A 19,635-nucleotide genomic window follows, 5' to 3' on the forward strand; every position below is an offset into this window, starting at 1 on the left:
TTTTCGGGACGCTATCGCAATCGTAGAAAGCGGTTTGGCTTACGCTTCAACTTGATTGCGGGACTGTTGAACTACGAACTGGCACATACTCACTGATTCATGCAGGAGGTCTATTTTGGTGAGCGTGGAAAATGAAGGATTCCTTGCCTGATGGTACACGAGCAATTGTTACACCAATGCGTTTAAGACCGACAGCACGCCCAAGGAACCGTAAATAAATTTCTGAATTGGGGTTAAGCGGATGACGAAACTCAAATGCATCCATTGAATTGATATCTGATGCTTTCAGCAGAGAATGTTGTTCATCAGTCACGTTGATGTCCTCCGATCAAGTTGGCAAAGGGTCTGAGCACCACAATAAAGCCTAAACCGCTCCGCAGACACCCTTCACCTGCCGCCCTACCGCAACCTCAAAATAATTCAATCCTAAACATCGACAGATAGCCTTTTGGTTGCCTCTTTACCGAAGACTCAGCAGCATAACGGTACAGTTGAGCCGATACAGATAACTTTGTGATTCCAACTAATCAATTTTGATGTTCGGCGGGTGCATGGGCGTTGTTGTACCGCGTAGTTATGGAACAAACCCAAACGAATCCATAGTTGTCGTGCTACTACTTGAGCAGGGCTATTCACCTCCAAATACGCCACAGTAACTTCTCCAATCGGAGTTCTCCCTAAAGCTTCACCAGATTCAATACTGGCCTGGAAATGCTCACTCCATTGGGATTAATTGGGACTATCCACGGTTTGCAGCTTGACTCAAAGCATTCATCGCACTGACAACTTGCTGAATTCCGATCGACTGTTGTTTAGCCGTTAGAGAGATTTGCTGACTATTCACTGTAATCGTATTGACTGCATCTACGATCTCTTCCACAGTTTTACGGCCTTCATCGGATACTGCCACAGTAGCTTTCGTCGCTTTTTGAATACTGGCTACCAGTTCACTAATCTGTTCAGCCGATTTACGGCTTCTATCCGCTAGTTTTCGAATCTCAGCAGCCACAACAGCAAAGCCCCTACCATTTTCGCCTGCCCGAACTGCTTCGACCGCCGCATTGAGTGCCAACATGTTCGTTTGGTTAGCTAAATCACTGACTAAGTTAGAAATCGCATTGATTTGAGTCGTTTGATCTCTAAAGTGTAAGATTTGTTCTCCAATTTGTTCGACCTTCGCTTTTAAGCTAGAAGCAGTTCCAGAACCGTTCTTTTGCTCACTATCATCAATCAATATGAGAACTTGGCGCGCTCCAGTTGCAGCCGCTTCAGCTTGTTCAGCCGCTTGCCGAGAAGAGGTATTTAACTCATCCATTGTGGCAGTCGTCTGATTGACCGAAATAGCCTGCTGCTCCAGGTTTCTCTGTAATTCTGTCGTTTTAGCCTCCAATTGTGTCGTTTTAGCCTCCAATTCTGTCGTTTTAGCGGCGACCTCTCGGATCATTGTGTTGAATGCCTGTGCTAACCGACCTAACTCATCTTGGCTGCTGTCATCAAGAACCACCTGAAACTCTCCATTGGCAATTCGATTCGTTGCAACAGTGATTTCTTCTAAAGGAGTTGCAATGCGCCGACGTAAAACCCAAAACACAATTGCTACAACAATCATGAGGGAGCCAAAGCCTAGAAACAACGTAAAGCGAGCTAGCGAGATCGCTTTTTCAGCCAAAATTGCTTTGGGTAAAACGGTAACAAAGTACCAATCAGGTCCCTGTAGCGTAGTGACAGCTAAGTAATTGCTCTCGTTCGGATTATCGATGACGACTTGATCGATAGCTTTATTTGTGACCGCCTCAAAAATACGTTTTAGCTGAGTGTCTCCTGATTCAAGAATTTTAAACTCACCTTTTTGTTGCTGAATTTGCTCCATCAATTGCGGATGAGCAATCAGGCGACCATCTTTTCGAAAAATTAGGTTATAACCGCCTTCAATGTGCTCCTCGATCGTTCGCTTAAATAAATCATTCAGTAATACATCCTGTCCAAGAGTACCGATGATTCTGTCATTAGAGTAGATAGGCGTTACACAAGAAAGAATCCAGATTTTAGCAACCCCATCGATTTGAGCCCCCGACCAAACCGTTTCTCTGGCTGGATTGTGCTTCTGGTCACCAACCCACACATATTCTTCCTTGGATAAGTCAAAGCCAACGGGGGCATCCTGTGCCCATGTTGGATAATCAGGCCAGTAAATAACAGCAATATTCTCTGGCATATTCAGGTAGAGATCCGGAAAGCGATTATGCCAGGGTGGACCATAGGCATTGATTAAATCGTAGGACGTTACTACGCGACGGCGAATGTCATCATTGATTAGAACTGGCTTATCAATGAACACGCCTGCTTGCCGTTTGCCATCGAACAAGTTGGGGCGATTGCGGGTTGCCCCATCGGGAAAACGCACAAATAGCTGATCGAAGCGAGCTTTCACGCCTTCGCTATCAGTATTTTCCAAGCGTCGTAGCCACTCCTCCTTAAAGATGGCATGGTTATCTTCTGCCATTAAAAAGATACTTTGTTCTCGTTGACCTCGCTCTATTACATGACTCTTGAGTTGGTCTAACGTCTGCGACTTGAGAGTAGAAACAATCTGAAAGTAGCTAATCGCTGTTGAGCCAACAATAACAGCCGTAACACTAAACGCAATTTGAATAAGTGTTCGACGAGCAAGTGATTTTTTCGTTTTAGCTTGAGAAGATAAGGATTTTTGACTCTGAGAGCCTTGTTTTGTAGGAGAATGAAAGTCAAACATTTATAGTTTTAAGTTAACAGTTATGTTTCAGCTTAATTAAGCTGCCCAAAAACTATCTAAACTTAGTAAAAATCCTTACAATTTGAAATAATACTGAGAGTTGTGCTAATACTGAGTAAGCGGCACCTGAGACTGTAAATTATTTTGTGAAGCGGTCAAAATTAACTCAAATATTAGAAGGTCGCCTATGCCTCGCCGTCGTCGCGAAGATAGGCATTGCATAATAGAGGGCGGACATGCAGCATAAGGAGTGCTCCGCTGCTCAGCGTGCGATCGCAATTCCCGCCGAGAGCATCGGCTCCACCCCTGTTTAAGGAACCCGCCCACCCCTAGCTGCTGTAAACAACGAGTACCACTCTTCCCGCGTCAAAGCGACTTCATCGGCTAAAGCGCACGCTGCAATCCGTTCTGGCTTAGTTGAGCCCACAATCGGTTGAATGCCCGCAGGATGGCGCAACAGCCAAGCGAGAACAATGGCCTCACGACTTGTCTGCTTTGCTTCAGCCAACTGACCCACCAGCGGAGCCATCTTGCTCAGCGCCGGATCTGCCTCTGCGTTGGGTTTGAAAAGCTTGCCCCCTGCTAGCGGTCCCCAAGCCTGTATCAAGATGTTGTGGCTGCGGCAGTAGTCCAGCGTTCCGGTTGCCAAGACCGATCTGACACCAGACATGTTTGCAACAATGCCCTCGTCAATCAAATACGAGTGCAACAGGCTTAGCTCCACCTGATTGATCAGCAGCGGTTGCCCCACGCTCTTTTGCAATAGCTCAATCTGCCCCGCTGTATGATTACTGACCCCGAAGTGGCGCACCTTGCCCGATGTCTGCAAGGCATCAAAGGCTCGCGCGACTTCCTCGGTTTCTACCAGCGGATCGGGGCGATGCAGCAGCAGAATATCGAGGTAGTCGGTTTGCAGTCTTTGCAAACTGCCTTCCACTGACGCGACGATGTGCTCATAGCTAAAGTCGTAGCGCTGGGGGTCGCTTGGCTGAGGATCTCCCGCGAAACGAATACCGCACTTCGACTGAAGCACAATTTGCTCACGCAAACCTGGCGAGGCTTTGAGCACATCACCAAACACCTGCTCTGACTTGCCCCGCGTGTAAATATCTGCATGGTCAAACAGGGTAATGTCTGTTTCCAGAGCTGCCTTAATGGCCCGAGAGGCACTTTCCCGCACAGCTGTAGAAAGCGGTGTATCATCCCAAGTGCCGCCAATATTCATGCAGCCATAGGCAACTCGTGAAACTCTCAAATCAGTGCCCGACAGCGTGTAGGTATGCATCAGCGTCTAGAGCTAGGTGGAGCGATGAACAGGTCACTCTGTCCCCATCCTACTGGCGGTCACAGCATCTGCCCACTAATTAGGAACACACTTTTAGGTCAACACTAAACAACTGAGAAAAGCATCTTGATACTCAGAACCAGCGAGAGAACGGCGAATATCTTCTTCAAATGAGTCTCAGGTAAACGATGAGAGTAGCAAGCACCATAGGGAGCTGCAATCGAACTTGCGATCGCGATTACCAAAAAAGCTGGCACATAGATAAAGCCAATCGTATAGGGAAGGCTCAACGTTTGAGACCAGCCACTCATCATGTACCCAACAGTACCTGCGATCGCAATGGGAAATCCAATTGCAGATGAAGTACCAATCGCCTTTTTCATCTCCATATTCTGATAGCTGAGGTAAGTGATTGTTAAAAAACCACCCCCCACCGCAGCAAGAGCGGATACCGATCCAATGCCTGTTCCCGCTAGCAATAAGCCACGTAACTTAGTCGGCTTTCCGCTGGCTTTCGGTTGCCAATTTAGAAACATCTGACCCGCGACCAGAGCCATAAACAGCGCAAAGAATATAGCGATGTAAGCTGAGTTGACCTTGGCGGCGATGCGGGTAATCAGAAAGGCACCTACCATAATGCCGGGTGCCATCCCGTAAACCACCTTCCACAATACAGTTCCTTGAGCAGCATGGGCGCGAATACTTGCGATTGAAGAAATGATCGTGCAAGCCAATGTTGTTCCTAACGCCAAATGAACGACGTTATCTGCACTGATACCCTGGTTACTAAAAATGGATACTAGCAGGGGAACGAGTATTCCACCGCCACCAACCCCTAGTAAGCCTGCCATAAAACCGACAAAGAAACCCAACAAGATGTACAACAACATCCATTCAATACTCAGCATATCAACCTAACTTTTTAGAATTTTTGAAGCAACCAAATCCTCTCAATTGATGCAACTTTTTCCTTTAATCCACCAGGGATTTTCCTGCTTTCAACAGAGTTCAATTGATAAGCAGACGCATAATGGTGTTTTATTTCTGCTTCACCGACTGAGAACGGGGGGCCATCCATGAGTTGTTGATTGTATTCGTAACAAATCAGCAACTGCGGTGCCACGTGGGTGATTTTCATCAGGTGTGACGTATATTGATAACGCCTATTTTCAGGCATTGCAACCAACGCTGCACGGTCATATACCGCGTCAACTGGCCCCAGAACTTCAGCAGACACATCAAAAATATCGCCAACAAAGATGTCGATATCCTTGGCGGAGTAGTGGGTTAATTTACCAACTGTGGAAATTTTTGGCTCCACTTCCAGATCCTTAAACAATTCGTTAATTGCGAGTTCGCTTAACTCTGCACCAACCACTCGATGACCACAATTAAGCAACCATGCAAGATCGCGCGTCTTGCCACACAACGGTAGAAATACACGACCGCCCTTCGCCACATTTAATTTTTCAAAATGTTCGACAAGGAATGGGTTTTCCTCACTTTGGTGAAAACCAATATCTCCCGCTTCCCATTTTTGCTGCCAAAAACTTGCTTCCATATCAACGCCTCCATTGCTCAAGGTATCCATCATCTGCCACAAACCGATCGCGTCAGCCTTGTGCTTATTTGTGTTTGAATATACGATACAACTTCAAGTTGACTTGAAGTCAAGCAGTCGTTGCACCAAGAAAATCATGGATATCACTGAGGTCTCAAAGGCTTCTGGATTACCGACCTCAACGCTACGATTTTATGAGGAAAAAGGACTGATCCAGTCGAACGGCAGAAATGGCTTACGGAGGCTCTTTGATGCCAGTGTCATAGGACGGCTCGCTTTGATTTCCTTGGGGCGCAACGCCGGTTTCTCCCTCGATGAGATTCGTGAAATGTTTACGCCTGAAGTCCCTGAAATCAATAGAATGCTGCTCTTAGCAAAGGCAGATGAGTTGGATAAAAAGATTAAAGAACTGACTGCGATGCGCGATGGTCTCCGCCACGCGGCAGCTTGCACTGCGCCCAACCATTTTGAATGTCCAAAATTCTTGCGGCTCCTGCGTATTGCTAGTAAAAATCGTTTTAGGCAACCCAATAAATTGAAGGACAATAAGCTTTAAGCAAGAGGCTCAGGAAAAGTAATGCAAGCGATATTAAATGCTTTTAGAAATGCTTAACCTAGCCCTTTACAATACGTTCAGTTAGACAATAGACCTCTTGCGGAATTAAGATTATTTGGCTATTTTTAGCTCATAATTATAAATTCCTGCAATTAGATTTACTCGCAATCCAAATTGCTTCCTTCGATTTCTATAACGGCTAGACAAAATTCTGAATATCTTCAAGCATCTAATGATATGCTCAACTTTAATCCTGAGTTTGGCTAAACTTCTATTTTCTCGCTTCTGCTCAGCGCTTAACTGGGAATTCCTGGGTTTCTTATGAGGGGTTTTACTGTTATGATGATAGTTTTTTATTCCCTGATACCCTTTATCTGCTATAACCTGAATCCTCGACAAAGCAATGGTTTTACTCTTTTTAAATATTTTGAAATCATGTTCTCTTCCCTTTCCTATTGCTGCACATATAACCTCTAATGTGGCTTGATTTATTAGCAGTTGCATTTTCAGCGTATGACACTTTTGCTTCCCACTGTAGTATGGCTTTTGTTTTTTTTAGGTCGTTCTATTTCTATTTCTGCTACATCTACAATTACTACTTCTATTTCTGTGTTGCTTTTGACCATTTCTCTTTGACTGGGCAAGCTGAATTTCCTACTCTTAATTAACATATCTTCAATTCTCTTGACTGTCCGTTGAGCCGTTGATTCGTGTACCCCCCAACCTTCTGCTATGTGAAATAGCGTTCTGTACTCTCGCCAATATTCTAATGCCAGCAATATTTGGTCTGGTATTGTTAGCTTGGAATAGCTGCCACGGCTGCCCTGCTTGGCATCCCGCACTACTTGCACCATTTCCCAAAACGTTTCTGGTGTCACTCCATACAGCCTTTTGAAGTCAGATGGTGAATTTGACAAAGCTTGTTTATATTTCATTTAGTTGTTTATAACTGTTAATTAATCCTTCCTCTATTTAGCTTATTTCTCTTAATTCCGCAAGAGGTCTAATTTAGTCCAATAACACCCTAAATGCTTGCTGGCTAACGGCAAAAGTGAGCGACGGTAGATACAAGTGAAACTAAGCATGAGAGCCTTTACACTATCCGCTTCATTAAAGTGTTAGCTTGCTGTCGTCTAAACGTTATTCAAGCCAGCGAAAAGCACGCCGTAACTCAGCAGTACCGTTATTCTCATACCAACGACCGTGGGATAGGATAACTTTTTCAGGGTTCCACTGAAGTATTCGCTGTAAGCAGCTACGTGCCTGTTCCTTTTTCCCGAGAAATGTCATTCGCAAATCCAATGGGAGTTTTCCATCCGGATCGGCAACACCCCCTAATTTAAGTAGCCAATGCAACTGCTGACTTACTTTATTTAGTTCAAAGTTTTCGATGAGATCGGCAAGGATGAGAGTGGCACTCTTGCGGTGGAAAAAGACGACTTCTTCCATAAATCGACCGCCACGAAAGATTAATTGGTCTAGGTCTGCTACCCACTCACGTGGTGCTTCATCTTCCAAGTCAGCATCAAAATCTACTGCAATTTTCTGCTGCGCGGCACGATCGCGAACACCTGGAGATGCCCATGCTACAGCTTCTGGATAGGCGCTAGCCCAAGCACTGATATAGGCGTAATGGATTTTGTTGGGCGAAATGAGGTGGCGCAGTGAACCGAGGGAGTCAATTTGAGCTTTCAGTTCTGGAGTCAATTCTGTTGGTGAATGGCACCATAGGTCACCATTGCTCAGTCGCACAATCGTCATTCGGGTTGGGAAGGGCACCTTTGCTCCATACATTGCCATCTGCACGATGGAACCATCTACGATCCAAATATCTTCGTCAACCTGTTTCAGAAGGTTGATTGGTTCATAAAGGGCGATCGCGTCGTTGCTCATAGCTATGAAAGGAAGGTAAAGGCTTGCTGCTCTAGCGTGGGGTATAAAAGTAGGCTAGCAGTGCCCATCACCTACCGCAAGTAACCTCTGCATCAAACCGATTATCTGTTGGTAGGCAGTGTGCCTGGGCGTTGTTAGCTTGGTCTTCCTTGCTAAAGCACTCGCGGTTTTATAATTGAGTGATGCAAAAGCTTACGATTACCCAACCTGACGACTGGCATCTACATCTACGTGACGGTGCAGCGCTGAAAGCGGTTCTGCCCCACACGGTGCGTCAGTTTGCCCGCGCTATCATCATGCCAAACTTGAAGCCCCCAGTACGCTCGGTAGCTGATGCTGCGGCTTATCGCGATCGCATCCTCGCAGCGATTCCGGCTGGCAAACAGTTTGAGCCACTGATGACGCTCTACCTCACCGACAACACCAGCCCCGAAGAAATTATCCGGGCTAAAGAATCCCAGTTTGTCAAAGCGGTAAAGTACTACCCAGCCGGTGCCACGACCAACTCAGACTTCGGGGTGACGGACATTCGTCAGTGCGATCGCGTTTTTGAAGCGATGCAGCAGGTAGACCTGCCTTTATTACTGCACGGGGAAGTGACGGATCAAGATGTTGATATGTTCGATCGCGAGAAAGCGTTTATCGAGCAACATTTGATCCCTCTCAAGCAGCGATTTCCCAACCTGCGCGTGGTGCTTGAACACGTTACCACCTCAGATGCTGTGCAGTATGTCCTGTCTGCCAACAATATCGCTGCAACGATTACACCACAACATCTATTGTTTAACCGCAATATCCTATTTCAAGGTGGCATTCGCCCCCATTTCTATTGCCTGCCAATTTTGAAACGTGAGGAGCATCGCCTGGCCCTTCTGCAAGCGGCAACCTCTGGTAATCCTAAGTTTTTTCTTGGCACCGATAGCGCCCCCCATCCCCGCAATGGCAAAGAAAGTTCCTGTGGCTGTGCGGGTTGCTACTCGGCTCTGCACGCGATGGAGTTATATGCAGAAGCTTTTGAGAGCGTTGATGCACTCGATAAACTTGAAGCTTTCGCTAGCTTCTATGGGCCAGATTTTTATCAACTCCCGCGCAATACCGAACAGATTACCTTGACCAGAACGACCTGGCGCGTTCCCGATGAATTGCCATTTACTGAATCTGGACTTGTGCCTTTACGGGCAGGTCAGGAGATGACGTGGCAAATGCTTGACGCTAGCATAGCTGAGGCTAATTGATTTAGGCAATCGTGTTATAGACACGCTATTCCTTAGGTTCGGAGCTGATGGGTAAAGGTAAGATAGGTACTGTGTCGAGAGGGAAATTGCGATCGCATGATTGCGCTGTGCAAGGAAGGTGAAACCCTGCTCGCATGAAAAACTGCCAGACTGAGAATAGGATGAATTTCTGAGGTTCCCTGTGAAGCTAGAGAACATATTATTCCCCGTAGGAATCCTGGCAGTGGTGGCGATCGCATTTTTCGCCTACAGTGCTACCGCTGCTCCCTTGCCAGAAGGATTTCCCCCTCCAACACCAGAAGGGCAAATTGAAGTCAAACAATATCCCGCATACCGTTCTGCCACAGTTCGCTATTCAGGAGAACTCTCAATGGCAGCCAATAGAGCTTTTGACCCTCTCTTTCGCCACATCAGCTCTAACAATATCTCCATGACGGCTCCGGTAGAAACCCGTTATCCAGTTAACACCCTAGAAGCCAGTGAGATGGGCGCATCCAATGAACGGGGTGAAGCGCTTGTTTCATTCCTCTACCGCAGCACTGACATCTACCCTTCTGAGATTGCACAAAACATTCAGGTAGAAGACATCGCACCCATGACAGTTGTCAGCCTTGGGCTAAAAGGCAGTTACGATTACTCAAGCTACCAAAAGAACATAGAGCGATTACGGGAGTGGTTAGCGCAGCACCCAGAGTGGACTGTCGTCGGTTCACCTCGCCGCTTCTTCTACGATGCTCCCTATGTCCCCGAACCTGCCAAGCGCAGTGAAATCCAAATTCCGATTCGTCGGCTAGATGGCTAGCGAAAAGCAACGACCTCATAGTGTTCCACTGTTGGGAACGGGTCATAGAAGTGATGCAACAAGGAACGCCACTGTTGGTACTCTGGCGATTGTCGAAACCCAATGGTGTGATCTTCTAACGAATGCCAGCGCACAAGTAGAATATAGCGGTTCGTGGTTTCTAAGCAACGTTGGAGTTCATGAGAGATGTACCCTGGCATGGAGGCAATGATGGTTGAAGCTGTTTTAAAAGCCGTTTCAAACTCATTAACCATACTGGGCTTAACATCAAGGATGGCAACCTCTAGTATCATGGGCTGGATGTTTTTAGCACGGATACTATAGTACAAGGTGCTATCAACTAGCGGCGGCTTTCACAGCATCGCTTTCTCTTCAGTAAGATTGGTGCAGTCGAGAGTGTATGAACGATACTCAATACATCATAAGTCCACTGAGGAAGGATTAACGTCATCGCAATTTCTTCTAGGGTGTGAATAATGCCCACTGCGATCGCAAGATTCAGCGTCAATCCTCCATAACAAAAGCCGAAGAGAGCGATCGCTCTAATATATCGCTCTTGTGTCACTCCAGGAAAATAAAAATAGTAGCCAATGGATGAAAGCCCTACTCAATGGACAATCTAGCGATCGCTTGCCTGATAGAAACTCATGTCATAGGCTCAAATGCTAAACCTAGCTTGGTGTAAGGGTTTCAGCTTTCGCTCAGGCGAGAGTGACAAAAGAGCGATAACAAGCGGTGAAAACGGGTATCATTCATCAGTAAAGAGACAAAGGCTGAAACCTATACATATCAATAATTCCAACTCAGAGTTGCCCCAGGTTGCACCAACCTTCTATTTTTGCCTAGTCCTAATCGGGTTGAGTGCAGCGCTGTTGATAAATTTGAGCTGCTTTATCTGTAGGATTGCGGCGCAGGCACTCAGCAAATAATTGTTCAGCATCTCTAAGCTTTTGCCAATGGTAGAGTAACAAAGCTTCTTCAAATAGCGTTCTCGTGGCTACCTTGCCCTCATAAGTCTCAGGCGGATCGGCATCGAAAACTTCAAACATCGATACCGCTTTTGATTTTCCCTTAACTTTTACGCGATCGATAAGACGGATAGCATACTGGTTAGAATCTGGCAAAGACTGGAAAGTGTGGTGACTAATCAACAGCGAAATCCCATATTGTTTAGTCAAGCTTTCTATCCGCGAGGCTAAATTCACTGCATCGCTAATCACCGTGCTATCCATCCGGTTTTTTCCCCCCACTGTACCGAGTATTAAAGAACCTGTATTGATGCCAATGCCAATCTTAATAGGCACGTATCCAGAAGCGGTGCGATGTTGATTATATTCGGCTAGACGACACAGCATATCAATTCCTGCTTTCACTGCATTATCTGCCTCACCACTAAATAGAGCCATAATTGCATCGCCAATATATTTATCAATAAACCCTTGGTTTTCAATAATGGCTGGCTCCATGTGAGACAAATAGGAATTAATAAATTTGAAATTGTCTTGAGGGTTCATACTTTCCGATAAAGTTGTGAAGTCACGAATATCGGAAAAGAGTACCGACATCTCCTGTTGAACTTGGTCGCCTACTTTAACATCAATAATACTTTCTTTATTCAAGAATTGGAGGAATTGACGGGGGACAAAGCGCTCAAAAGCTTGGTTGAGTTCGGTGAGATTATTGTAGAAACGGGCATTTTCAATGGAAATTGTTGCCTGAGAGGAAAGCAGATTTAAGAGTTCTACGCGCTCGGAAGTAAAAGCATCTGTGGTTAGATTATTTTCTAAATAGATAATTCCTGCCAGTTTACCTTGATGTTGGAGAGGGAAGCACAAAATTGATTTAGGCTTATGTACTTTGATGTAGGGGGAATTAGCAAATTTAGGGTCATTAGCAGCATCGCTCAAGACTACACTTTCCCGCGTGCGAGCTACATAGTTAACAATTATATGAGAAATTAAAAGTTTATCCCCAGGTTCCCCTACAGACTTGATAGGGATTGACTGTAACACAATCACGCCATCTTTATCCACAGAGCCTTCAGCTTCAATTAGCAATTTCCCCTTAGTTTCAAGAATCAAAAAGCCCTTTTGCGCTCCGGCATTCTCAATGATAATCTGCATCAATTTTGCCAGTAATTTATCTAGCAGAATTTCTTCAGATAGAGTTTGCGAAGCTTTCATGATTGCGATCAAATCCAGTTCAGAGGAAGTGCTACTTCCTGTTGTGGTAGGCGGCGTAGATAGCTTAGTGCTAAGTGTTCCCCTGTTCGAGGGCTTTCTTTGTAATAAGTGAGGATAGCGCGTATCTAAATCGTTAACTTTAGCTGTTGCACCCCAGCGGAGATAGCAATAACGGGCATCTTGCATATAGACTTGCGCGATTTTATCTTGATCTAAAGCGAGATAAAACTTAGCGGCGAGTTCGTGTGCTAGTGCTTCTTCATTGATGTATTCATGTTCTTTAGCAAGAGCAATAGCTTTTTTGTAATAGTCCATTGCCACAACTTCTGACCCTTGAACTCGGTGCCGTTCTGCTTCTACAAGATAAAATTTATGTAAATGATTCATTGGGGCATGATGCGCCCATTTTTTAAGTTTTTTCTGGTTAGATTGTACCTTTCGAGAGAGGCGTTTTTGCGGAAATTTTGAGGGAGAAGAAGACACGGCCACTCTTGCAAGCGAATCGTAAAAGTAAAATAACGTAGTCGTCAACATCCCGGCTGCACTATCTATATATTTTTCCGCTAGTGCCGCATTGTCTAACGCTTCCTCATACTCTCCAAATAGGTAACAGAGTGTCAGTTTTTCAAGATATGTATGAAAAAGTAGGGTTTGATCATTTGCCTCAAGATCAAGGGGCAGTCTTTTCGATTCGTCATAAACATCACCAATTAAACGGCAGGGATTTTTCGATTGCCCCATCAGATTCAGAACCATCTGCCGATTTAGATTAATGTAATGAAAGTTTCGCTCTTGCTTTAATTTTTGGATAGTGTCACTGTATTTGGCTGCCTCCCGCTCAACAACAGCTAACTCTTGCCCCATGCAATAGGAATTGTAGGAGTTCCACAATATGGAATATGTCCCATATTCTAAATCTCCTGTTTCTAGTCCGCTCGAGTAGGCGAGCAGTAAAGGCTGTAATGTCTGCCTTCCATGCTCCTTCCAATGCCTGATAAAGTAATTAACAATAGCGACTGTTTTCGCTTTTACTTTCCTAGCATTGAGCCGCTCTAATAGACTTAAAGCTAGGTTGCCAAATTTATAGCCGGATTCAATGTCTCCTAATACTCCGCAAAGAATCAACCCATAAGCTGCATACATCACTGCTGAGAAGGAAGCATTACCGTATTTGACCGATATATTGATACCTTTAAAAATAACCAGCGGTAATAAATTAGGAGCCGCTATATAGGAAGCAGAACTTACAATCGCTAGAATACGAATTGCTGCCAACTTATCAGGAGCAGTCATTTCCGGTAATTCGATTAAGTCCTCAATTCGTTTCCCCAGCAAGGCTAACTTTGTCCCCATCAAACCGAGTAAGATATCTAAGTTACTGGGCTTGTTAGGCAAACTTAGTCCTAACAGCTTCAGAACTGTTAGTCCAGTATCGACTGCTTGTAATGGCTTGTTCTGCGTTAGATAAGCAGAGATTTTAACTTCATAAACTTTTACCTTATCCAGTAGTGCTTTGCCCTGTTGCAGCACGACTGGAACTAATCTCTCCATTTCATCGAATTGACCGCACAAATAGGCAGCTTCTGCGGCTTCTACATACAGAGCAAGTGTAGTATCGTACTGCGTCTGCCAACTTGACCCCCCTTCACTTCCCCCCTTGCTAAGGGAGGACTGAGGGGGGTTCAACAATTCTAAGCCGCCTGTTAGGTAGGTAAGGGCGGGTTGATAAGCGGCTGAAGCTTTTGCTTTCTTGCCAGCTATTAAGTTTAACTTTGCCAATTCATCTCGTTTCTGCTGGTTTTCGAGCAGGTTGCTGCCGAAATTCAATTGATTGACAATATCAAAGATTTTTTCCTCTTGCTGCTGGGGTGGGGTACTATTCAGCAGCAGTTGACCGATTTGTAGATGGTAGGCTTGCTTGCGGTGTGAGGGAATGAGAGAATAGGCGGCTTGTTGGATGCGATCGTGGACAAACCTGTAAGCTACCTTGAATTCATCCAAATTTCGGTCTGTTTGCAGAAATTTGTAATCATCTCCCACTGGGACAATTAGACCTTCTCGCACGGCTGACCACAGTTCCTTTGCCGTTTCTTTTTGCGGCTTTTCACCTACAATTGAGAGAGTTTTTAAATCAAACTGGTTACCGATACAAGCAGCGGTTTTTAATACTTCTTGCGTCACTTCTGGTAGTTTTTGAATTTTTTGAGTCATCAACTCAACAACATTATCAGTAATACCTCGTGCTTGAATTTGCTCTAAATTCCACTGCCAACTGCCACTGAGAAAATCGAAATCTAATAGGTTTTCTGTATAAAGCGACTGGAGAAACTCTTTCAGGAAGAACGGATTACCCTGAGTTTTAGCAAGCACTAATTCGGCTAATGGCTTTGCTCTTTCTGCGTCACACTTAAGCGTATCGGCAATTAATTGATTGACACAACTTAAATCTAACGGCGAGAGCAAGATAGAATTTACAGTTGCTCCAGCTTTTTGAATTTCTGATAAGGTAATTTTCAAGGGATGGGCTGCACTGACTTCATTATCCCGATATGCTCCAATTACCAGTAGATACGAAGTATCTACATCAGTCATCATTAACTGCATTAATTTCAGAGTAGCGGAGTCGGCCCACTGTAAGTCATCTAGAAAGATAACTAAGGGATGCTCTTGTTGACAAAAGACATGAATGAAGTTTTGAAAGACTAAGTTAAACCGATTTTGAAATTCAGTCGCGGCTAGCTCTAGGACGGCTGGTTGCTTGCCAATAATCAGTTCGATTTCGGGGATGACATCAATAATAATTTGTCCGTTGGCTCCTAATGCTGATAGGAGTTTGTCACGCCATACCTGTAGTTGTTCGGACGTTTCAGTTAGCAGTTGTCGAACTAATTCTCGGAATGCACTGACGATAGCACTGTAAGGAATATTTCGCTGGAACTGGTCAAACTTACCAGAAATGTAATAACCGCGTCGTTCGGTAATGGGTTTATAGATTTCTTGAACTAATACTGATTTACCAATACCGGAATAACCAGCAACGAGCATGAGTTGGCTGGTACCATGAGTTATCTGCTCAAAAGCTGCGAGTAACGTTTCAATTTGGCTTGACCTGCCATAGAGCTTCTGCGGGATTTGAAATTTATCAGAAATATCTTGTTCGCCTAAAACAAAATCTTCAATTTTATCACCACTTTCTAGTTGCATCAGACAGAGCGCCAAATCGTCTCTAATGCCTAAAGCACTTTGGTATCGTTCCTCTGCTGTTTTCGCCATGAGTTTCATCACGATTTCTGAAACGACTAGAGGAATTTCGGGATTAACTCTATGGGGTGGGACGGGTTGTCTAGCAATATGACAATGAACCAACTCCATTGCATCGGTAGCGTCAAAAGGCAATTGGTTTGCCAATATTTTATAAAAGGTAACTCCCAGCGAGTAAAAGTCAGTGCGGTAATCGATCGCTCGATTCATCCTGCCTGTTTGTTCGGGAGAAATATAAGCTAACGTTCCTTCTAAAACATTAGGGCTTTTTAAGGCAGTGTTTTCCCTGGACAAGACTGTGGACAAGCCAAAGTCAATAATTTTTAATTCTCCGGTTTGAGAGTTAAAAACAATATTGGACGGGTTAATATCTTTATGGATAATGTTTGACTGATGAATTCTCCCCAGACTTTCAGCGATCTGAATGGCGATTTGGAGAAATTCTAATAAGGTAAACTGTCTTTTTTGGAGTAATCTTTCTAAGGATTCTCCACCGAAATCCTCTAATAGCATTACCAGCGTGTTGTTATGTCTTTGTAGCTCGTGAGCCTTAACAACTCCCCTTAGTTCAAAGCTACGGGTGATTTCATATTCCTGCTGGTAACGGACAAGTTCGGCAGGGGTAGGATAGTCTTCTTTGAGGACTTTCAGAATCAGCGGTTGGTTATCTTGTTCTCTAATTCCCCGATAGACCAGGGAATTGGCACTTTCGTAAATTTGGGCTAAAACTTTAATTCCAGGGAGTTTAATCATGTTTGGGTCTCCATTTTTGGCAGTCATGAACTTTACGGGCGATGGTCAACGACTGCTGATGGTACTCAATCGCCTTGGCCGAGTTGCCCAGGGAAGCGTAAACATTTCGCCAATTACCCAATGCTGACCCTTCACTTTAACGGTCTTTAATCTCTCGGTAGATAATCAATGTCTGTTGACAACACTCAAGGCTTCTTGAAATTGACTTGTCTGACTCTAGTGATTTCTTTGCTCCAACAACTTAGTATCGCAGCCAACAGGCTAGTATTTTTTCTAATATTCATCTAAGGATCGAGGATATATCGCTCTTTTATCACTCTCACCGGAGCGAAAGCTGAAACCATTACAGCAAGCTAGTTTTAGCATTTGAGCCTATGACATGAGTTTCTATCAGGCAAGCGATCGCTAGATTGTCCATTAAGTAGGGCTTTCATCCATTGGCTACTATTTTTATTTTCCTGGAGTGACACAAGAGCGATAACTGCGATCTCTCTTGAAAATAGGGGTCAAGGGAGATGTCAGCCTAACCTAAACAGGTGGATGAATCGGATAGTCAGGTTGCGACTGGAAATGTTCTTCTATTGCCGCCATCACGGCTAAAACAATATCTTCACGCCAGTGACGCGCTGCAACTTGTACACCCACAGGTAATCCAACACTCCCTTGTTCTACTTTGGAAGCTGTTTGCTCACTTAACTGTGTACTAGGTAAGCGATCGCTTTCTTCACCCGGACGCACCCGCGTGACGGATACCACGCCTGCGGGCATACCCAGTAAATTGTACGGGATAGTATAAGTCGCATCTTGGAGTAAATAATTACTACTGCCATGAGTCAGTGCTGGCAGAGCGCAAACTGGAGAGAGTATCGCATCCAATTGTTTAGCTTCCATTGCTGCCATAAAAGCTGCACGGTAGCGGTTACGTTCATCAATCGTTTGCCAATATTCGCTGACGGATACTTCGCCCATATAAGGGGAAAGCTTAGCGATGAGCGACTGACCCATCAATCCAGAAATTGCGGCAATAACTCTGAGTAAAGGTTTTGGCAGAGAAGCTGTTTGAATGGTCTGATTAATTTGTGGATGCCGTTTGCTGTTACCTAACTGCCTTTTCGAGGTTACTAAGCCATCTGCACCATAGAGTTGGAGGTATAACTGTAAAGCTTTAAGCAAGTCTGGAGGTGTCCACTCTTCGACGATCGCACCACGTTTTTCAAGCGAAACAGCAGCTTCTCTCACCGCACGTCGCACGGCAGGGGAAGGAGTAATGATGCCATTGTCAGTGAAAAAAGCGATTCGCAAATTCTCCACTTTGACATCAGACGGTTCGCGCCAAGGTACGGGTGGAATACTGGGGTCAAACGCTTCCTGTCCCGGTACCGCCAGAACTTTCATCGCCAGGTTCAAGTCAGCGACAGTCCGTGCCATTGGGCCGGGTTGTGCCAGTATCGCTTCTTGACCGGGTAACAGGGGTATGTGACCGACCATCGATAACCTATTCGATGTGGGTTTCAGGCTGGAAATCCCACAGGCATGAGCAGGCATCCGAACGCTGCCGCCAATATCACTCCCCAAGCCAAAACACGAACCCAAAGCCGCGATAATCGCCGCCTCACCACCACTGCTTCCCCCTGGAGAGCGTTCCGGATTCCAGGGATTCACGGTGCGACCGTAGATGGGGTTATCCGATTCGTTAGATGCTAGCAACTGGGGGACATTGGTTTTGCCTAAAATAATCGCTCCTGCCTGTTGCAGTCTTTTGACCAGTGGCGCATCCTGCTTTGCCGTTTGGCTGAGAGCAGAAATTCCCATGTTGGAGACAGTTCCCGCTACATCAAAGGACTCCTTGATAGTGATGGGAACTCCGTGTAATAGTCCCAGTGTTTCTCCCCTAGAACGAGCTTCATCAGCAGCTTTTGCTTGCGATCGCGCTTGCTCAAATAGAGGGATAATAACAGCATTTAAGCGAGGATTAACCTCTTCAATGCGTTGAATGTGCGCCTCAACGACTTCACTAGCAGAAAGTTCTCCAGCCGCAATTTTTTGAGTAATTTCTGTGGCGCTACTGCCAACAATAGCGGAAGGAATTTTAACGGTATCCATTTGCCGCTCACCTTGTAACTCTACATTACTCAGAATTACCTTTCTAATCCAGAGCGTCTTGTAGATTCGTCCAATTTGTTGTACGTTCTTGCTATCCTTGTCGGATATGTCTGGGAGTCACGCCTAGCAGACGTTTCAAGTGACGGTTGAGATGGCTTTGGTTGGCAAAACCAACGCTGTAGGCTACCTCTGCAATACTGAGTTCTCCGTTTAGGAGTAATTCTTTAGCCCGTTCGACTCGACGGCGAATCACATATTGATGCGGAGTCAAGCCCGTTGATTGTTTAAACAAGCGAGTGAAATAATGGGGACTCATCTGCACGATTTTCGCCAGTTCCGCTAAACCTAAATCTCGGTCGAGATGCCCATTAATGTAGTCAATGACTTGCCGCAATTGGTGTTTGGAAAGACCGCCATTATAGTCACGTAGAATAGGTTGGCGTGCTGAGTAGTTTTGTAACAGGTGAACCGCTAGAGCATTAGCCATCGTCTCAGCGTAGAGACGACTCCCTTGAGGATTGTTTTCTAACACTTGCTTAAGTGCCAGCCCAATTTGCAGAACTAGCCCGTCAGATATGGCGAACTGAGGCAATAGCTCAACGTTAGAAGATTCAGCCGATTCGTCAATAGCACGAGCGAAAACATCAGAAGCAATAGCCATAACGATAAAGTCATGTTCTGCATTCCAACAAGAACGATGACTAACTTGGGCAGGAGTAATGACTATATCCCCTTCAACGACTTGCTCATGCCGAATTTTTCCGTCTAGGGTTCGCCGTGCCTGAATTGGAGCATCGGTTTTTGGGAAAATGAGAAGACCATGCCAAAAGGGACTGCAAACTTCAGGAGATTCAAAGGCGGGTGTGCGGAAATGTCCCAGGAAAATGCCATTCCAACCCGCATGAAGACTGGTGAGAATTGGCGAGCGATCGCAGATTTGGATGAGATCGTCTTCGTTAGCGATCGCTCTAGGTTTGGCTTCTGGCATGGGGTGAACTCATCCCTACATGCCTAGTGTATCAATATCGATCGCCTAGTTCATCGACACAAAAAGCCGCAGGCGCACAAAGATTCCATCAGAAAGATGGAGCAGCTTCTGCAATACAACTAGGAATTCATGAGAGCCAAACCGAAGGCTCCCAATCGCTCTGCGCCTTCTGAAGGCGTGGAGGATCGAGAGTTGTTGTGGATGTGGTTGCACGCCAAAAGCGATCGCACTCACCCAATACGAAACAAGTGCGATCGCTAGAG

At 45.3% G+C, this 19,635-nt stretch carries 15 protein-coding genes and 2 pseudogenes; 5 read left to right on the forward strand and 12 right to left on the reverse strand.

The window, feature by feature from the left end; translation table 11 throughout:
- Nucleotides 1-96 (forward strand): annotated as a pseudogene (locus NDI34_RS06160) (IS5/IS1182 family transposase); the annotation flags it as partial.
- Between the two features lie 16 nt (nt 97-112).
- Here the strand turns inward: NDI34_RS06160 and NDI34_RS06165 are convergent.
- The 5 genes and pseudogenes from NDI34_RS06165 to tmpT all read right to left on the reverse strand — a co-directional run.
- Nucleotides 113-313: pseudogene (locus NDI34_RS06165) on the reverse strand (cupin); the annotation flags it as partial.
- A gap of 426 nt (nt 314-739) precedes the next feature.
- Entirely contained in the window at nt 740-2,752 is a 2,013-nt protein-coding gene (locus tag NDI34_RS06170; RefSeq protein ID WP_348232168.1) for a methyl-accepting chemotaxis protein, read from the reverse strand.
- Nucleotides 2,753-3,062: 310 nt separating this feature from the next.
- Nucleotides 3,063-4,037, reverse strand: coding sequence for an aldo/keto reductase (locus tag NDI34_RS06175; RefSeq protein WP_348232169.1), 975 nt, complete (start codon nt 4,035-4,037; stop codon nt 3,063-3,065).
- Nucleotides 4,038-4,141: 104 nt separating this feature from the next.
- Complete coding sequence (locus tag NDI34_RS06180; RefSeq protein WP_348232170.1) at nt 4,142-4,945, reverse strand: sulfite exporter TauE/SafE family protein; 804 nt, start codon at nt 4,943-4,945, stop codon at nt 4,142-4,144.
- Between the two features lie 14 nt (nt 4,946-4,959).
- Nucleotides 4,960-5,598 carry a thiopurine S-methyltransferase gene (gene tmpT, locus NDI34_RS06185; protein ID WP_348232228.1) on the reverse strand — a complete coding sequence of 213 codons (639 nt, stop codon included), beginning with the start codon at nt 5,596-5,598 and terminating at the stop codon, nt 4,960-4,962.
- Nucleotides 5,599-5,734: 136 nt separating this feature from the next.
- On the opposite strand from tmpT, the gene NDI34_RS06190 reads away from it, so the two are divergent.
- The gene (locus NDI34_RS06190) at nt 5,735-6,154 is read left to right on the forward strand and encodes a helix-turn-helix domain-containing protein (RefSeq protein ID WP_348232171.1); all 420 of its coding nucleotides are present in this window, start codon (nt 5,735-5,737) and stop codon (nt 6,152-6,154) included.
- 111 nt (nt 6,155-6,265) lie between these two features.
- Here the strand turns inward: NDI34_RS06190 and NDI34_RS06195 are convergent.
- Nucleotides 6,266-7,089, reverse strand: a protein-coding gene (locus NDI34_RS06195; RefSeq protein WP_348232172.1) for an IS5 family transposase whose coding sequence is annotated in 2 segments (ribosomal slippage) — nt 6,266-6,705 and nt 6,705-7,089 — 825 coding nt in all. Because the reading frame shifts where the segments join, the coding sequence is not laid out codon by codon here.
- A 205-nt stretch (nt 7,090-7,294) separates the two neighbouring features.
- On the reverse strand, nt 7,295-8,047 hold the full coding sequence (locus NDI34_RS06200) for a DUF4336 domain-containing protein (RefSeq protein ID WP_348232173.1): 753 nt from the start codon (nt 8,045-8,047) through the stop codon (nt 7,295-7,297).
- A gap of 182 nt (nt 8,048-8,229) precedes the next feature.
- Here NDI34_RS06200 and pyrC point away from each other — a divergent pair, with 182 nt between their 5' ends.
- Together pyrC and NDI34_RS06210 are read left to right on the forward strand one after the other, a co-directional pair.
- Nucleotides 8,230-9,282 (forward strand): dihydroorotase, encoded by a 1,053-nt coding sequence (gene pyrC / locus NDI34_RS06205; RefSeq protein WP_190534542.1) that lies wholly within the window; start codon nt 8,230-8,232, stop codon nt 9,280-9,282.
- A 181-nt stretch (nt 9,283-9,463) separates the two neighbouring features.
- Nucleotides 9,464-10,084 carry a heme-binding protein gene (locus NDI34_RS06210; RefSeq protein ID WP_348232174.1) on the forward strand — a complete coding sequence of 207 codons (621 nt, stop codon included), beginning with the start codon at nt 9,464-9,466 and terminating at the stop codon, nt 10,082-10,084.
- On the opposite strand, the gene NDI34_RS06215 is transcribed toward NDI34_RS06210, so the two are convergent.
- The 5 genes from NDI34_RS06215 to NDI34_RS06235 form a co-directional block, all read right to left on the reverse strand.
- A complete protein-coding gene (locus NDI34_RS06215) occupies nt 10,081-10,377 on the reverse strand; it encodes an antibiotic biosynthesis monooxygenase (RefSeq protein ID WP_190434234.1) in 297 nt (98 codons plus the stop codon). The genes NDI34_RS06210 and NDI34_RS06215 overlap by 4 nt on opposite strands.
- Before the next feature lie 47 nt (nt 10,378-10,424).
- Nucleotides 10,425-10,649 carry a hypothetical protein gene (locus NDI34_RS06220; RefSeq protein WP_348232175.1) on the reverse strand — a complete coding sequence of 75 codons (225 nt, stop codon included), beginning with the start codon at nt 10,647-10,649 and terminating at the stop codon, nt 10,425-10,427.
- A 283-nt stretch (nt 10,650-10,932) separates the two neighbouring features.
- The gene (locus NDI34_RS06225) at nt 10,933-16,281 is read right to left on the reverse strand and encodes an AAA family ATPase (RefSeq protein ID WP_348232176.1); all 5,349 of its coding nucleotides are present in this window, start codon (nt 16,279-16,281) and stop codon (nt 10,933-10,935) included.
- Nucleotides 16,282-16,809: 528 nt separating this feature from the next.
- Nucleotides 16,810-18,384, reverse strand: coding sequence for an amidase (locus NDI34_RS06230; protein WP_348232177.1), 1,575 nt, complete (start codon nt 18,382-18,384; stop codon nt 16,810-16,812).
- Nucleotides 18,385-18,475: 91 nt separating this feature from the next.
- Nucleotides 18,476-19,372: an AraC family transcriptional regulator gene (locus NDI34_RS06235; RefSeq protein WP_190534554.1), complete on the reverse strand. Its 897-nt coding sequence runs from the start codon at nt 19,370-19,372 to the stop codon at nt 18,476-18,478.
- Nucleotides 19,373-19,501: 129 nt separating this feature from the next.
- Here NDI34_RS06235 and NDI34_RS06240 point away from each other — a divergent pair, with 129 nt between their 5' ends.
- Complete coding sequence (locus NDI34_RS06240; protein WP_277877551.1) at nt 19,502-19,633, forward strand: hypothetical protein; 132 nt, start codon at nt 19,502-19,504, stop codon at nt 19,631-19,633.
- The last annotated feature ends 2 nt before the right edge of the window (nt 19,634-19,635 follow it).

The sequence above is a fragment of the Trichocoleus sp. DQ-U1 genome (genome assembly GCF_039961925.1).
Lineage (GTDB): Bacteria > Cyanobacteriota > Cyanobacteriia > Cyanobacteriales > FACHB-T130 > FACHB-T130.